The sequence below is a fragment of the Streptomyces sp. NPDC014733 genome, assembly GCF_043083385.1.
Lineage (GTDB): Bacteria > Actinomycetota > Actinomycetes > Streptomycetales > Streptomycetaceae > Streptomyces.
This window is the reverse complement of the sequence record NZ_JBIBYO010000003.1, coordinates 268,547-284,409: the sequence shown is the minus strand read 5'-3', so window position 1 is coordinate 284,409 and position 15,863 is coordinate 268,547. Positions and strand designations below refer to the sequence as shown.

At 74.0% G+C, this 15,863-nt stretch carries 12 protein-coding genes; 6 read left to right on the top strand and 6 right to left on the bottom strand.

The features are described 5' to 3' along the window. Nucleotides 1-45 precede the first annotated feature (45 nt). The 4 genes from ACF1BH_RS09450 to ACF1BH_RS09435 all read right to left on the bottom strand — a co-directional run bounded on the left by ACF1BH_RS09450 (nucleotide 46) and on the right by ACF1BH_RS09435 (nucleotide 3,703). Nucleotides 46-687 (bottom strand): response regulator, encoded by a 642-nt coding sequence (locus ACF1BH_RS09450; RefSeq protein WP_391641837.1) that lies wholly within the window; start codon nucleotides 685-687, stop codon nucleotides 46-48. Continuing rightward, nucleotides 680-1,939 carry a sensor histidine kinase gene (locus tag ACF1BH_RS09445; RefSeq protein ID WP_391641836.1) on the bottom strand — a complete coding sequence of 420 codons (1,260 nt, stop codon included), beginning with the start codon at nucleotides 1,937-1,939 and terminating at the stop codon, nucleotides 680-682. Before ACF1BH_RS09445 ends, ACF1BH_RS09450 begins: the two co-directional genes overlap by 8 nt. Before the next feature lie 77 nt (nucleotides 1,940-2,016). Continuing rightward, complete coding sequence (locus ACF1BH_RS09440; RefSeq protein WP_391641835.1) at nucleotides 2,017-2,769, bottom strand: ABC transporter permease; 753 nt, start codon at nucleotides 2,767-2,769, stop codon at nucleotides 2,017-2,019. 1 nt (nucleotide 2,770) lies between these two features. After that, the gene (locus ACF1BH_RS09435; RefSeq protein WP_391641834.1) at nucleotides 2,771-3,703 is read right to left on the bottom strand and encodes an ABC transporter ATP-binding protein; all 933 of its coding nucleotides are present in this window, start codon (nucleotides 3,701-3,703) and stop codon (nucleotides 2,771-2,773) included. Nucleotides 3,704-3,876: 173 nt separating this feature from the next. Here ACF1BH_RS09435 and ACF1BH_RS09430 point away from each other — a divergent pair, with 173 nt between their 5' ends. Both ACF1BH_RS09430 and ACF1BH_RS09425 read left to right on the top strand, forming a co-directional pair. Then, nucleotides 3,877-4,641, top strand: a complete 765-nt coding sequence (locus ACF1BH_RS09430; protein ID WP_391641833.1) for a class I SAM-dependent methyltransferase — start codon at nucleotides 3,877-3,879, stop codon at nucleotides 4,639-4,641. Nucleotides 4,642-4,829: 188 nt separating this feature from the next. Beyond that, entirely contained in the window at nucleotides 4,830-6,032 is a 1,203-nt protein-coding gene (locus ACF1BH_RS09425) for a S8 family serine peptidase (RefSeq protein ID WP_391641832.1), read from the top strand. Between the two features lie 68 nt (nucleotides 6,033-6,100). Here the strand turns inward: ACF1BH_RS09425 and ACF1BH_RS09420 are convergent, their stop codons facing one another. Beyond that, on the bottom strand, nucleotides 6,101-7,249 hold the full coding sequence (locus ACF1BH_RS09420; protein WP_391641831.1) for a glycosyltransferase: 1,149 nt from the start codon (nucleotides 7,247-7,249) through the stop codon (nucleotides 6,101-6,103). A 163-nt stretch (nucleotides 7,250-7,412) separates the two neighbouring features. Then, nucleotides 7,413-11,309, bottom strand: a complete 3,897-nt coding sequence (gene eccCa / locus ACF1BH_RS09415) for a type VII secretion protein EccCa (protein WP_391641830.1) — start codon at nucleotides 11,307-11,309, stop codon at nucleotides 7,413-7,415. Nucleotides 11,310-11,843: 534 nt separating this feature from the next. Here eccCa and eccD point away from each other — a divergent pair. The 4 genes from eccD (at nucleotide 11,844) to ACF1BH_RS09395 (ending at nucleotide 15,740) form a co-directional block, all read left to right on the top strand. After that, entirely contained in the window at nucleotides 11,844-13,238 is a 1,395-nt protein-coding gene (gene eccD, locus ACF1BH_RS09410) for a type VII secretion integral membrane protein EccD (protein WP_391641829.1), read from the top strand. A 147-nt stretch (nucleotides 13,239-13,385) separates the two neighbouring features. After that, entirely contained in the window at nucleotides 13,386-14,906 is a 1,521-nt protein-coding gene (gene eccB / locus ACF1BH_RS09405; RefSeq protein WP_391641828.1) for a type VII secretion protein EccB, read from the top strand. Between the two features lie 105 nt (nucleotides 14,907-15,011). Beyond that, complete coding sequence (locus ACF1BH_RS09400; protein WP_391641827.1) at nucleotides 15,012-15,332, top strand: WXG100 family type VII secretion target; 321 nt, start codon at nucleotides 15,012-15,014, stop codon at nucleotides 15,330-15,332. A 99-nt stretch (nucleotides 15,333-15,431) separates the two neighbouring features. Further along, nucleotides 15,432-15,740: a WXG100 family type VII secretion target gene (locus ACF1BH_RS09395; protein WP_391641826.1), complete on the top strand. Its 309-nt coding sequence runs from the start codon at nucleotides 15,432-15,434 to the stop codon at nucleotides 15,738-15,740. Nucleotides 15,741-15,863: the final 123 nt, after the last annotated feature.

Here is a 15,863-nt window from a genome sequence, read left to right as displayed (position 1 = left end):
GCCGTTTTCCCCGCCGGGTGCGGTCCTTCGTCGTGCCCCGGCGCGCTACCCGAGAATCCCCCGGTCGTAGGCGTTCGCCACCGCCGCGGCGCGGTCCTTCGCGTCCAACTTGGCGTAGATGTGGGTGAGATGGGTTTTGACGGTGGCCTCGCTGATGAAGAGGACGCGGGCGATCTCGCGGTTGGAGGTGCCCTTGGCGACGAGGGCGAGGACCTCGCGCTCGCGGGCGGAGAGGGTGGCGTCGGCGGGGGCCGGGGAGCGGACGGCGGTGACCAGGCGGGAGGCGACGGCGGGCGAGAGGACCGTGCGGCCGGCGGCCGCGGCGCGGACGGCGGTGAACAGCTCGTCGCGCGGGGCGTCCTTGAGGAGGTAGCCGGTGGCGCCCGCCTCGATCGCCGGGAGGGTGTCGGAGTCGGTGTCGTAGGTGGTGAGGACGAGGACCTTGGCGCGGGCGCCGCGGCGGGTGAGTTCCGCGATGGCCTCGACGCCGCTGCCGCCCGGCATGCGCAGGTCCATCAGGATGACGTCGGGGTCGAGGCGGGCGGCGAGCGCCACCGCCTCGATGCCGCCGGACGCCTCGCCGAGGACGGTGAAGCCGGGGGACGCGCTGAACATGCCGCGCAGTCCGTCGCGGACGACGGGGTGGTCGTCGACGAGGAGAAGGGTGATCGTCGGGTCGTCAGCCATGGCGCACCAACGGTACGCGAGCGGAGACGGCCGTTCCGGCGCCGGGCTCCGACTCGATGTCGACGGTTCCGGCGACGCGTTCGGCACGGGCCCGCATACCGCCGAGGCCGAAGCCGCCGGTGGCCGACCGCGGGGGCAGCGCCAGCGGGTCGAAGCCGCGGCCGTCGTCGCGGATGTCCAGGCTCACCTCGTCGCCCATGTAGGAGAGGGTGACGCCGACGCGGGTGGCGGCGGCGTGCCGGTCGACGTTGGCGAGCGCCTCCTGGGCGATGCGGAGCAAGGTGGCCTCCAGTTCGTCGTGGAGCGGTTCGACGGTGCCGGTGACGGTCAGTCCGGCGCGGGCGCCCGCCTGCGCCGACCAGTTCCGTACCAGCTTCTCCAGCGCCTCGGGGAGCGCGTCGTGCTCCAGGTCGCCGGGGCCGAGGTCCTGGACGGAGCGGCGCGCCTCGCCCAGAGAGCGGCGGGCGAGGGCGGCGGCGCGCTCCACGTGGGAGCGGGCGCGGTGCGGGTCGTGGGTGTCGGTGGCGGCCTGGAGCTGGGTGATGATGCCGGTCAGGCCCTGGGCGATGGTGTCGTGGATCTCGGCGGCCAGGCGGCGCCGTTCGTCGGCGATGCCGGCCTCGCGGGCCTGGACGAGGAGTTGGGCGTGGAGCCCGGCGTTCTCCTGGAGCGCCTGTTCCAGGCGGGCGTTGGTCCGCTCCAACTCGGCGATGGCGGCCGCCTTCGCCGCCGCCCGCTCGGCGTCCCGCTGCGCGAGGTGGCTGAAGAGCAGGCCGAGTGCGCAGTGGAGCAGGAACAGTCCGCCGAAGAGGATCCAGTTCACCGCGTCCGGCCCCGGGGGCAGCCCGCCGGACTGCGCCCCCGCCATCGTCACGGCGGTGAGGATCAGCCCGGCCTTCATCAGCCGGGGCGGCAGCAGCGCCCCGATGTCGAAGTACCCCATCAGGGCGAAGACCGAGTAGAAGGGGTTCACCCAGGTCAGGGCGAAGGCGAGTGCGGTGCGGGCGGCGTAGTACACGAGGGCGGGCGGCGTCCCCGCGGCGGCGGTGCGGCGCCTGCGGTGCCACCACAGCTGGAGGACGAGGGCGGCGGCGCCGAGCCCGACGGCTCGGTGGCCGTGGCCCGGTGCGGGAAGGAACGGCGCCGACACCACCGCGAGGGCGCAGCTGACCGCCAACAGGAAGTACGGGCCCCAGCGGTGGAACTGCTCCCAGCGCTCGTCGGTGCCGGGCATCCGGCTCACGGTCGTCATGGCGTTCAGGATGCCGCGCACCGTCCCCGGGCTCCCCTGCGGCCCGGGGACGGTGTGACGCACGGCGTGCCCGTCCGTCATTCCCAACGGAAGCGGCGGACCGCGACGGTCAGCAGCAGTACCGCCCACAGGCCGGTCACGCCCAGGTGCGACCAGCTCGGCCAGTCCCCGGCGGCGGCCTGGCCGAGCGCCTGCGAGGCGGCGCCGAGCGGCGACCACTCGACGAGGTGGCGCAGCGTCTCCGGCATCGACTGGACGGGGAGCCACACGCCCGCGGTGAACATCATCGGGAAGAAGACGACGGTCCCGAGGGTCTGTGCGGCCTTCACCGTCCGGGAGACGGCCGACAGCGCACAGCCCAGTGCGAACGCGGCGAGCGTGGTGACGAGCAACGCCAGGACGTATCCGGCGGGTTGGGCGGGGAGCGCCACGCCGAAGGCGAGGCGGCCGACGGCGAGGGCGAGCAGGACGGAGCCGAGGACGGCGGCGGCGTGCAGCAGCAGCGACGCCATGAGCAGGGACGCGGGGCGGGCCGGGGTGGTGGACAGGCGGCGCAGGATGCCGCGTTCGCGGTAGCCGGTGAGCTGGACCGGCATGGTCTGCACCCCGGCGACAGCCAGCGCGAGCAGTACGGCGACGGGGACGTACAGGTCGATGACGCGCAGTCCGCCGGGGGCCGCGCCCGGTTCGCGGAAGGCCGGGATGAGGCCGAGGATCGTCAGCAGCGCGCTCGGGAAGACCAGGAGCCAGAAGAGCGCCCCGGGTTCGCGGCGGAAGAGCTTCGCCTCGGTGCGGAGGACGGCGGTGTGCGCCGTGGTCACGGTCGGCATCTCAGCTCTCCCGGTCGATGAGGTCGTCGGCGCCGTGCCCCGCGGTGAGGTCGAGGAAGGCGTCGTCGAGGGTGGCGTCGGTGACGCGCAGCCGGCCTGCGGTGATGGAGTGCCGGGCGAGCAGCGACAGGAGCGCGGTGACGGTGTCGTCGGCGCCGTGCAGGGTGATGCGGCCGTCCCGGTCCGTGGTGGTGGCGGTGACGGCGGGCAGGGCGGCGAGGTCGGCGGGGTCCGGCGGCCGGGAGGGGGTGAAGGAGATGACGGTGGCGGTGGCGGCGCCGCGGATCAGCCCGGCGGGGGTGTCGAGGGCGGCGATGCGGCCCCGGTCGATGACGGCGACCCGGTCGCAGAGCCGCTGCGCCTCCTCCATGAAGTGGGTCACGAGGAGGACGGTGACGCCGCTGTCGCGGACCTCCTCGATGAGCTGCCAGGTGTCGCGCCGCGACCGCGGGTCGAGGCCGGTCGTCAGCTCGTCGAGGACCACCACGCGCGGGTTGCCGATGAGGGCGAGCGCGATGAACAGGCGCTGTTTCTGGCCGCCGCTGAGCTTGCCGAAGCGGCGGTCGAGGAGTTCGGTGAGGCCGAGCCGGTCGGCGAGGTGGCCGCGGTCGGCGGGGTGCGGGTAGAAGGCGGCGTACAGCTCCAGGGCCTCGCCGACGGTGAGCTTCGGCTGGAGTTCGCTCTCCTGGAGCTGTGCGCCGAGGAGGCCGGTCACCCGGTCGTGGTCGGCGATCGGGTCGAGGCCGGCGACCCGTACGGTTCCGGCGTCGGGGACGCGCAGCCCCTCGACGCATTCGACGGTGGTGGTCTTGCCGGCGCCGTTCGGGCCGAGGATGCCGAAGATCTCGCCCTCGTCGACGGTGAAGCTGATGCCGTCGACGACGGGGCGCCCCCCGTAGGCCCTGCGCAGGCCCGTCACTTCGATGATGGACATGACGTCAGCCTGGCCCGCGGGGCCCGTACCGGGCATCGGCCGACGCGCTCGATGCCGTATCAGCCGATCGGTTGACGGCGCGGCGATCGGCCGATGGCCGGGGTACGACCCGGGTACCGCCGGACGGCGGATGCCGAATGGCTTCGGCGGGGGGTGGCTGGGAGCATCCCCCCGTGTCACGAACGTTCGAGGATCTGGTGGCGGAGGCCGAGCGGGCTCCGATGGCGGGCTGGGACTTCTCCTGGCTGGCGGGGCGGGCGACGGAGGAACGCCCGTCGTGGGGGTATCAGCGGCTGATGGGCGCGCGGATGGCGGGCGCGTCGGCGGCGTTGGACGTGCAGACCGGTGGCGGGGAGGTGCTGGCGGGGGTGGACCGGTTGCCGCCGCTGGTGGCCGCCACCGAGGCGTGGCCGCCGAACGTCGCGGCGGCGACCCGGCTGCTGCGGCCGCGGGGTGTGGTGGTGGTCGCCGACCCGGACGAGCCGCCGCTGCCGTTCGCCGACGCCGCCTTCGACCTGGTCGTCAGCCGCCACCCGGTGACGGTGTGGTGGCAGGAGGTCGCCCGGGTGCTGGAGCCGGGCGGTACGTACCTGTCCCAGCAGGTCGGTCCGGCCAGCGTCTTCGAGCTGGTGGAGTTCCTCCTGGGGCCGCAGCCGGACGAGGTGCGGCGCCGCCGCCACCCGGACGACGCCCGGCGGGACGCGGAGGCGGCCGGTCTCGACGTCGTCGATCTGCGGCTGGAGTCGCTGCGGACGGAGTTCCGGGACATCGGCGCGGTGGTGTACTTCCTGCGGAAGGTGATCTGGATGGTCCCGGGCTTCACCGTGGACGGCTACCGCGACCGGCTGCGCGAGCTGCACGAGAAGATCCTCGCGGAGGGGCCGTTCCAGGCCCGGGCGACGCGGTTCCTGATCGAGGCGCGGAAGCCCGCGGGGTGAGCGGGGCGGGGGCTGCGGGGTGAGGAGGGGCGGGGGTTGTGGGGCCGGTCCGTTCCGCGGCCCGGCGGACAAACTGCCCTGCCTCGTCTGCCCGTTCGTCCGTCGGCCGGTTCTGCGTATGATCCCGGTCAAGCACAGGCCGGCCCCTTCGGGCGGCCGCTGTCCGACCTGCTCCAGGAGGCACCTTCGTGTCCGACCGCCGGCGGAAACTCTCCCTGCGGGCCACCACGGTGGGCTGCGTCCTGCTCGCCGCGGCGGTCCCGCTTCCGGCCGTGGCCGCCCCGCTCGCCGACCCCGCCGTACTGCCGCAGATCTCCACCGTGCTCGACGGGACGAAGTGCGTCAAGCACAGCTCCGGGACGGCGCGGGCGACGCCGTGGCCGCAGAAGCTGCTCGGCATCGAGAAGGCGCATCCGCTGAGCGAGGGCCGCGGGGTGACGGTCGGGGTGGTCGACGGCGGGCTCGACGCCTCCGTCCCGGCGCTGTCCGGGCGGGCGTCGGGCACCGGCAAGGACTGCTCCGGGCACGGCACCTTCCTCGCCGGTGTGGTCGCCGCCGCGCGCACCCCGGGCATCGGCTTCGAGGGCGTCGCTCCGCAGGCCCGGGTGGTCGGGGCGGCCGTGGAGGCGGAGGGGTACGCCGGTGAGGCCGACCCCGACGCGGTGGCCGCGGGCATCCGCCGGACCATCGACCACGGCGCGCGGGTGGTGCTGGTCGGGGTGGGGGCCAAGCGCTCCAGCGGGGCGCTGAAGTCGGCGCTCGGGTATGCGCAGCAGAAGGATGTCGTGGTGGTGGCGGGCGCCGGGACGGAGAGCCGCGGCCGCGGGGTCTCGTACCCGGCGGCCTATCCGCGGGTGGTCAGCGTGGCCGCCGTCACCGTGGAGGGCGCCCCGCTCGGCGGCGACGCCGGGCAGGCGACGGCCGGCGGGGCGGCGGTCCGGGTCGATCTGACGGCCCCCGGCGACCGGGTGCTGAGCGTGGGCCCCGGCGGCGGGCACTTCACGGGAGGCGGGGACCCGGTGGCGGCGGCGTTCGTCGCCGGGACCGCCGCGCTGGTCCGCGCCCGCGATCCGCAGCTGTCGGCCGACGCGGTACGGGAACGGCTGCGGGCCACCGCGGTGCGCGGCGCCGGGGCGGTACCGGACGCGGTGACCGGCTACGGCATGGTCGACCCGGAGGGCGCGGTGGCCGCGCTGCGGCCGGGCGGGGCCACCGCCGCACCCGGCCCGGGCCCGGTCGCCGCGGCCTACCAGGCGGACCAACCGCCGCCGCAGGTCGCGTCCGGGCCGGTGTGGGCGATGGCGGGCGGGGTCGCCGCGGTGGCGGCGGTCGCGGCGTTGCTGGCGGTGGTCGTCCCCCGCGGCCGGGCCCGCGGCTGGCGCGCGCCGTAGCGGCCGCACCCCTGACGACGGAGGCGCACCGGGCCCGTCGCCCGGTGCGCCTCGTGTGTGCCGGCCGCTCAGCCGGGCTCCGGCAGCTGTGTGAGGTCGAGCGGGGGCAGTCCGGCCAGTTCGGTGCGGGCCGCGGCCATGGCGTCGGTGTACCGGGGGTCGCCGAGGAGGGCGGTCACGGCGTCGGCGATCTCGGTGCGCGCCGCCGTCAGGGGCAGGGACCGGCCGAGTCCGAGCCGGGCGAACGCGGCGGTGTTGGCGGGCTGGTCGGCGAGGATGCCCATGCCGAGGACGGGCGTTGCGCCCTGCACCGCGTCGAGCAGGGAGGCCCGGCCGCCGTGCGTCACGAAGAGGTCGGCGCGGTGCAGCAGGGCGGGCTGCGGGACGTGGGAGACGACGGTGACACGGGGGTCGTCGGCGGTCAGGCGTGTGGCGAGGGCGCCCGCGGAGACGATCGCGTCGCAGTCGACCGCGGTGAGCGCGGCGATGATCTCCCGGTACAGGGCCTCCACGGTGGTGCGCAGCCCCGGCATCGCAGTGGTGAGGGTGCCCAGGCTCGCGTAGACGAGGGGGCGGGCGGACGGGGCGTGGGCCGGCCCGGCGGGGAGGACGGTGCGGTGTGCCGCGACGGTGCGGCGGACCGGTCGCGCGGCGGGCGGGGGCGTCGGATGGAACCACCGGACCGGGGCCGGGGTGAGCATCGGGGGCAGGGTGGGGGCGCCTTGGCCGTACTGCTTGTGCAGCGGGTTCAGGGCGGGTGCGATGTCGGTGTCCCAGAGGTCCTGGAGCAGCGGTCCGAGGCCGTTGTCCGCCGCGAGCAGCGGCAGGCGCAGGATCCGCGCCGCGAGGTGGGCGCCGGGGTCGCTGCATTCGGCGATCACCAGGTCGGGCCGGTCCCGGTGCCAGGCGGTGAGCAGGGCGCGGGTCTTGGCCTCGGCGTGGTCGGGCCAGAGCCGTCCGAAGACATGGCGGTTGAAGGGCCCGTTCCCGTGCTGCCGCCAGATCTCGCTCACCGTCTCCTGCACGCCGGGCCCGCAGGTCCAGTCCGTGCCGGTCCGCCGGTACCCGATGCCGCGGCGGCGGGCCTCCCCGCGGAACATCAGGGGGGCGTGGAGGGTGACCTGGTGGCCCTGTTCCCGGGCCGGGCCGACGACGTAGTCGAGCGCGCTGAGATGGGACGGTATCGGCTCGGCGGTGACGGCGATCCGTAAGGGCATGGGGGCTCCGGGTCTCCTCGTGGGCCGACGGTCCGGTCATGGTGCGCCGGAACGGGCGCGCGCGGGCGGCGGATGCGGCGCGCGGGCACATCTCCGTGCCCGGGCCCGGGGAAACGAAGATGCCGGCCACCCCACTGGCGTGACCGGCACCTCCCAGGAACCTCTAGTGCTCCTTCTCCCCCAGCAGTGCCGTCTGTACCTGGACGTTGCGGCGGCGGGCGATCCACTGGGCGCGGCCCGGCGGGTACGTACGGGGGCGGATGTCGCCGAAGAGGACGCCTTCGCCGGGCGGGCAGGAGAGCAGCAGCCGGTTGGTGTTGGCCTCGACCAGGCGGCGCATCAGCGGGTCGTTCATCGCCCGGCTGACGCCGCCGGCGGAGCGGGCGAGAATCAGGTGGAAGCCGATCTCGGAGCCCTGGGTGAGGATGTCGATCAGCGGCTCGAACGGGGTCTGCGCGCCGATTCCGGAGCCGCCGACGAGGTCGTAGTCGTCCGCGATGAGGAAGACCTGCGGGCCCTTCCACCAGTCGCGCTTGCGCAGCCGGTCCGGGGTGACGTCCGGGCCGGGGATGCGGGGCCGCATCGAGGCGGCGCAGTTGCGGACCATCTCGCGGGCGGCGTCGAGGGAGACCGCGTAGTCGAGGCGGTACTCCTCGGGCACCGCGTCGTACAGTTCGCGCCGCAGGTCGACGAAGGCGAACTTGGCCTCGCTCGCGGTGTGGGTGCGGACGATGGAGTCGGCGACCAGGCGCAGCAGGTTGGTCTTGCCGCTCTCGGTGTCGCCGATGACGACGAGGTGCGGGTTGGCGTCGAAGTCCTGGCGGAAGGCGGCGAGTTCGTTCTCCTCCAGGCCCAGCGGGACGTCGCGGCCGACGGGTTCGGGCAGTTCGGCGGCGTGGACGGTGGGCGGCAGCATCCGGACGGCGGGGGCGCCGGGGCGGTCGCCCCAGGCGGCGCGGACGGCGGCGACCATCTCCTGGGTGCCCTCGGTGAGGGTGGCGGCGTTGCCGTCGCCGTCGGTGCGGGGCAGCGCGGTGAGGAAGTGGTAGGTGTCCTCGGTCAGACCGCGGCCGGGGATGCGGGGGACCTCCTTGGCCTTGCGCATGTTGATGACGGAATCCACCGTGTCGCCGAGCCGCAGCTCGAAGCGGCTGCCGATCTGATCGCGCAGGGCGGGCTGGATGTCGGCCCAGCGGGGCGAGGAGATCAGCAGGTGGATGCCGTAGTTGAGGCCACGGGCGCCGAGTTGGGCGATGTTCTGGCTGAGGTCGAAGAAGTCGTTGCGCAGCGTGGACCAGCCGTCGACGACGAGGAAGACGTCGCCCCAGGGGTCGTCGGCGAACTCCCCGGCGGCGCGGCGCCTGCGGTAGTCGGCGATGCCGTCGATGCCGGACTCGGCGAACTGCTCCTCGCGCCGGGTCAGCAGGGTCTCCAGCTCGCCCACGGTGCGCTGGACGCGCTCGGTGTGGACGCGGCTGCTGATGGTGCCCATGTGCGGCAGGTCGGCCAGGGTGCCGAAGCCGCCGCCGCCGAAGTCGAGGCAGTGGAACTGCACCTCGCGCGGGGTGTGGCTGAGGGCGAGGGCGGTGATGACGGTGCGCAGCAGGGTGCTCTTGCCGGTCTGCGGGCCGCCGGCCACGCCGAGGTGGCCGCCGGTGCCGGAGAGGTCGGCGACGAGCGGGTCGCGCCGCTGGTCGAAGGGGCGGTCGACGACGCCGACGGGCACCCGCAGCGGTCCGGCCTCCCCGCGCGCGGGGTCGTAGCGGCGGGCCAGGTCCTCGGGCTGGGCGGGGAGCATCTCGTCGAGGGTCGGCGGGATGTCCAGCGGGGGCAGCCAGATGCGGTGGGCGGGCGGGCCGCCGGCGTCCAGCAGGCGCCGGTTGGCGGTCTCCAGCAGGGTGAGCTGCTCGCGCTCCTCGGCCGGGTCGGGCTCGACGGGGACGACGGGCCGGGTGGGCGCCACGTAGCCGGAGCGGTAGGGGACGGCCGAGCCGCCGCCCTGGGCGCTCGGGGCGTTGCGGCGCCGGGCCTCGTAGGGGCCGGAGACGTAGGCGGCCTTGAAGCGGGTGAGGGTGGCGGTGTCGCTCTTGAGGTAGCCGTTGCCGGGGGCGGGCGGCAGCTGGTGGGCGTCGGGGACGCCGAGGACGCCGCGGCTCTCCATGGCGGAGAAGGTACGCAGGCCGATGCGGTACGAGAGGTGTGATTCGAGCTGGTGGACGCGGCCCTCGTCGAGGCGCTGGGAGGCGAGGAGCAGATGGACGCCGAGGCTGCGGCCGAGCCGTCCGATCATGACGAAGAGGTCCATGAAGGAGGGGTGCGCCGCGAGCAGTTCGCTGAACTCGTCGACGATGATGACGAGCGAGGGCATGGGCGCCAGCGGGGCCCCGGCGAGGCGGGCCTTCTCGTACTCCAGGTTGTTGGTGTAGTTGCCGGCCGCACGGAGCAGTTCCTGACGTCGGATCAGTTCGCCGTGGACCGCGTCGTGCATCCGGGTCACCAGCGCGGCCTCGTCGGCGAGGTTGGTGATGACTGCGGAGGTGTGCGGCAGGTTCTCCAGGCCGAGGAAGGTGGCGCCGCCCTTGAAGTCCACCAGGACGAGATTGAGGATCTCGGAGGAGTGGGTGAGGGCGAGCGAGGTCACGAGGGTGCGCAGCAGCTCACTCTTGCCGGAGCCGGTGGCGCCGATGAGCATGCCGTGCGGGCCCATGCCGTTGTGCGCGGACTCCTTGAGGTCGAGTTCGACGGGCGAGCCGTCGGCGGCGACGCCGACCGGGACGCGCAGCCGGTCACGCTCGCCCGGGCCGCGGAACTCGTGGAACCGCTCCAGCTCGTGGGTGTGCAGATCGGCGATGCCCAGCAGGGTGGTGAGCTGGAAGTCGGATTCCAGCGGCTCGGCGACCTCGGTGGTCACGCTCATGCGGTACGGCGCGATCATGCGGGCCAGGGAGCGGGCGCGGACCAGGCCGAGGGCGTCGGGGCGGCCGAGCCGGGAGACGGTTTCGCGGCCGTTGCGGTCGCGGCCGACGGCGCGCAGATGGCCGGGTTCGACCTCCAGACCGAGGGTGTGCGGGCCGCCCCAGGCGAGGCTGCCGGAGAGGTCGAGGACGACGCAGTTGCGGTAGCCGCCGCCGGAGAGCCGGTCGTCGCCGGGCAGGTCGGCACCGTCGAGGACGACGACGGTGAACGGCTCCTCCTTGCCGGGCGCGGCCTGAGGGTCGAAGCGCGGCCGGTCGGAGAGCAGACCTCCGAGGAGTTCGGCGAATTCGGCGGTGTCCTCGGTGATCAGACGGCGCTGTCCGGCGCCGTCGTGCTCGGTCGGGTGCAGGGCGTGGGGCAGCCACTTGAGCCATTCCCAGTGCTCCAGCGCGTCCTTGGAGGTGCAGGCCGCGAGGCGCAGTTCCTCGGGGGCGTGGAAGACCGCGAGCTGCCCGACGAGGGCGCGGATCATGGCCCGTACGCTCTCGTCGTCGCCGCGGAACTGGACACGGGCATAGCCGCGGAGGTAAAGGGCGATGGGCTGGTCGGCGACGGAGGTGTAGGCGCGGATGAAGCGGCGCAGCGCATGTGCGGCGAGCGGCTCCAGGTCCTCGACGGGCTTGGTCTCCATGGGGGCGACGCGCATGCCGAGCCGCTGGTCGCCGACGGCCAGACGGACCTCGGCGAAGTCCTCGTGGGAGGTGCGCCGTTCCCACAACCGAGTCGTTCGCACCAGTGAACGCAGTGCCTCCGGGTCGGGGTTGCGCCAGGCGTGGGCGTCACGCTGTCCGACGACGGCCTCGCGGACCTTGCGCCGGTTCTGCGACAGATAACGAAGGTAGTCGCGGCGGTCGCCGCTGAGCCGCTGCTTGCGTTCGCCCGCAGAGCGCACGAGTTGGCCGATCAGCATGGCCAACGTGGAGACCAGCATCATTCCGCCGACCATGTAGGTGAAGACGCCGCTGCCGCCGCCGGGCCGCAGGAAGATCAGCACCATGCCGGTGGAGGCGACGGCCATCGGCAGATAGGTGAAGAGCGCGGAGAGGTTGCCGGTCCGCTCGGGGAGCGCCGGCGGCTCCTGCAATTCCAGTTCGCCACCGGGAACTTCAGGACCCGGCCGGCGTGGTGGACGGCGGAAGAGGATGAGGCTCACACGGGTCCTCTCGGTACGTGCGGGACCGGCCGCCGCCGGGTCCGGCCGACCGCCCGGAGGGGGTGTCCGGGCAGGGGGCGGCGGCGTCAACAGCGGGCGTCCGGCGGCGCGTCGGGCTGGTGGGCCCAGATGATGCCATGGCCGTTCGCGGCCCCCGCCGGCCCACCCTGACGAAGATCACACAAGTTTTTGCCGGACCGACCAATGTTAAAGCGACTTGTGTTAACTTCCTCTCCACCAGGACGCCCTCCACGCAGCCAGAGCACGTGCTTTTCCGCGCCGGGAGCGTGACGTTCCGCGGCCTGTGCAGAGGCCCCACCCATCGAGAAGATCGAGAAAAAGGCGTCAGCACAGTCATCGGATGTCTATCCGCTTTATACCGACAGGTCTCGGACGGCGGCATTTGCCCGGGCAGGACGTTCTGGTCGAAGACCCTCGACGTTGGGGCGGAAGGCGAGAACTGACGTGAGCAGCACCATCGTTGCCGATATATGCAAGATCGTCGTCAAGGCGCCGGAGCGCTCCTTCGAGATCGGTCTACCGGCCGACATGCCCCTGGTCGAGGTGATGCCCTCACTGCTGGAACACGGTTCCGTCCCCGGTGGTGATCTCGACGAAACGGGCGTGGAGCACGGCGGTTGGATCCTCCAGCGGCTCGGCCGCCCCGCCCTCGACGAGGAGTCGACCCCCGCCGACCTGGGGCTGCGGGACGGCGAGACCCTCCATCTGCGGCCGCGCCGCGAACAGTTGCCGCCCGTCCACTTCGACGACCTCGTCGACGGCGTCGCCACCGGGATGCGCGAGCGCACCGGCCAGTGGGGCCCGGAGGGCACCCGGCGTCTCGCCCTCGGCTTCGGCGCCGCCGTGCTGCTGGCCGGTCTCGTCCCGCTGGCCACCAGCGGCCTGCCGCTGCTGCACTCCGCGGCCACCGCCGCCGTCGGCGTCCTCCTGCTGCTCGGCGCGATCGCCGCCGCCCGGGCCGTGGGCGACGCCGTCGCCGGTACCACCCTCGGCCTGCTGGCCGTCCCCTATCTCTTCGTGGCGGGCTGGTTCGTGCCCGCCGGGCCGGCCGGCGACCCGCTGCTCGGGGCGCGGCTGCTGGCCGGTGCCGCGGCCGGCTCGGGCGCCGCGATCCTGGCGCTGGCCGCGGCGGCGTCCGCGGCGCCGCTGTTCACCGCCGTCCTGCTGGGCTTCCTCCTCACCGCGGTCGGCGGGATCCTCGGGCTGACCGCCGGGCTCGCCCCGTCGGAAGCGGCCGGTCCGGTCGCCGCCGTCACCGTCGCCCTCGGCACCTTCGTCCCCCTGCTGTCGTTCCGGCTGGCCGGGCTGCGGCTGCCGCCGCTGCCCACCAACGCCCAGGAGCTCCAGGAGGGCATCGACCCGGTGCCGTCCACCGAGGTGCTGGAGCGTACCCGCGTCGCCGACCGCTACATGACCGCCCTCTACACGGCCTGCGGCCTGATGTGCGCGGTCTGCCTGGTGGCGCTGTCCACCGGGCGGGGCTGGGAGCCGCTGGTGCTCGGCGCGGTGCTCAGTGTGCTGCTGGTGCTGCACGCCCGGGCGATGGCCGGCACCCGCCAGCGGCTGTCGGTGGTGTTCCCCGGCTGTCTGGGTCTGCTGCTGCCCGCCCTCGGCTTCGCCTGGCACGGCTCGCCCGGCACCCGCGCCCTCGTCCTGCTGGTGCTGCTGGTCGTCGGCGCCGGACTGACCATCGCCTCCTGGGCGCTGCCCGGCCGCCGCCTCGTGCCGTACTGGGGGCGCGCCGCCGATCTGCTCCACTCGGCCTGCGCCATCGCCCTGTTCCCGCTCGTCCTGATCGATCTGGGTGCGCTCGGCGCCCTGCGGGCCTGGCTGAGCTGACGTTCCGCGGCGCGCGGCGGACGACCGGCCCCGCGCGCCCCTCGCCTTCCCGGTGGTCCGCGACCGGCGCGATCCCACCGTCCGGTCGGCACAACCCCGACAACACGGCCCGGCAGCAGCGGGCGCAGCACGGTGGCAGGAGAGCAGATGCAGTCACGGCGGGACCAGGTCCAGGCGTACTCCTTCGTGGTGGGACGCCTGACCTCCAGCATGCTCTCCGCCGACCCGGACGCCATCGACACCCATATGGGGCGCACCAAGCGCGGGACCGTCATCGGACTGGTCATCGGGGTGCTGCTCTGCGTCGGGTTCGCGGTGTCCGGTCTGCTCTTCCCCGGCCGGTCCACGGCCTGGCAGCAGGCGAACGCGATCATCGTGGAGAAGGAGACCGGCGCCCGCTACCTCTACGGCGGCGGGGAGCTGCGCCCGGTCCTCAACTACACCTCGGCGAAGCTCGCCGTCGGCGACAAGGGCCTGGTCCAGGAGGTCTCGCGGGAGTCACTCGCGGGCGTACCGCGCGGCACCGCGATCGGCATCCCGGACGCACCGGACTCGCTGCCGTCGAGCGACGCGCTCTCCCGCGGTGCCTGGCAGGTGTGCGCCACCAGCCGCACCGGCGACGACGGGCGCGAGCTGGCGACCACCTCGGTGGGGATCGGCGTGAGCGCGCAGAGCCCGCCGCTGCGGGACACCGAGGCGGTGCTCGTCCAGGACGCCAAGGAGAACGACTACCTGCTGTGGCACGGCCAGCGGCTGCGGCTCGACGACCGCGGCGGCGCGGTGCAGGCGCTCGGCTACGGCACCGTGGAGCCGGTCGCGGTCGACGAGTCGTTCCTCGCCGCGATCCCCGCCGGTCCCGATCTGGCGGCGCCGGACGTGCCCGGGCGCGGCTCCGCGGGCCCGGAGATCGGCGGGTCGAAGCGGGTCGTCGGTCAGTTCTTCGTGGTGCACACGCCCAGCTCCGCCGACCAGTACTACCTGCTGACCAAGGACGGGCTGGTGCCGTTCACCCTCACCGGCTCGCAGCTGCTGACCGGCGACGCCGCCACCCGGAAGAAGGCGTACGACGGGGCCGCGCCCAGCGCCGTCGCCCTCACCCCCGACCAGGTCCGCCCGGCGCTGGCCAAGGGCGAGCCGGCCGGCCTCCTGGCCGGACTGCCCGCCGCGCCGCCCCGTGCCCTCTCCCCCGGCGGCGCCGTCCCCTGCCTGGCCGTCACCCCGCACGGCAACGCGCCGCTCCAGCAGATCACCCTGACCGACCGGCGGCTGGCCGGCGGCCGGGAGATCGTGCCGCGGCAGAGCACCGCGCCGGGCTGCCCGCAGCCGGGGCTGGTGACCGCGCAGCCGGGCACCGCGGTGCTGGCCCGCCCGCTGCCGGGCCGCGGCGGCGAGGGCAGCGGCCGCAGCACCGGTGCGCCGTACCTCATCACCGGGGACGGCACCAAGTACCCGCTGGCCGACGACTCGGTGCTGAAGAGGCTGTCGTTCACCGAGCCGGAGGCCGTACGCCTGCCGTCCGCGCTGCTGCGGCTGCTGCCGACGGGCCCCGTGCTCGATCCGGTGGCGGCGGCGCAGCCCGCGCTGACCGCGCCGCAGGCGCCGGAGGACCCCGAGTGCCGCGCCTCCGCGAGCGCCACCGCAGACTCCGGGAAGGGGGCGGCCGGATGACGCACCGTTCGGCGGCCGCTCCGGCCCGGACGCCGTTCACCGCACGATTCCGCCGGGACACGGACAACGGGTCCACGTCCGGTGCCGATCTCCGAGGAGTTCCGTATGTCAGAGCCCAGGCTCACAAGCAGTGAGCACGCCCTCCAGATCGCGGCCAAGGCCATCGACAACACGCACACCAGCTGCCAGAACATCCAGACCAGCGTCGAGAACAGCAAGATCGCGCTGTCCGGCAGCTGGACGGGCAACGCGTCGGGCGGCTTCGGCAACGCCCTCGCGACCTGGCAGACGCAGCTCAAGGCGCTCATGGACTCCCTCCAGGCGATGGGCGACCAGTTGGGCGGCACGCGCAACAGCTTCACCAACACCGAGGCGGAGGGCGTCGGCCTGAGCCAGAAGTGGGTGACGCAGACCAGCCACCACTGAGCGACGTGTGGGCGGGCCGCTCCCGGCGGTCCGCGACCGGGCCGCCTGCGGGCCGCCTCTCTCCCCCTGTCCCCCCATCGATTCGTGAGGACGCGCCAGATGGAACTTACCGATTTCAGCACCAACCACGCCGCCATGGACCAGGGCCATCAGGAGCTGGTGAACTACACACGGACGATCGAGAACTACCTGGATGAGCTGAACGCCCAGGTCAACACCGTCCGCAGCGAGATGTCCGGTCAGGCCGTCGACGCGTACGACAACGCGCACCGCAACTGGATCCAGAAGGTCGACGAGATGCGCGCGACGCTGGGCATGGGCGGCAGGACGCTGGGCCAGGTCCGGATGAACTACCAGCAGGTCGACGGTGCCGAGCAGGCCAAGTGGGGTGCGCTCACCACCAGCTGACGGTCCGTGCGGGCGGCGTGCGGAGCGCGTCTTCGCACGCCGCCCTCCTCCGGTGCCCCCGTCCGCGGCGGGCACTCCCTTCCCCCGTACCACTTCGTACTTCCGCGCCGATCACCGTGGCCC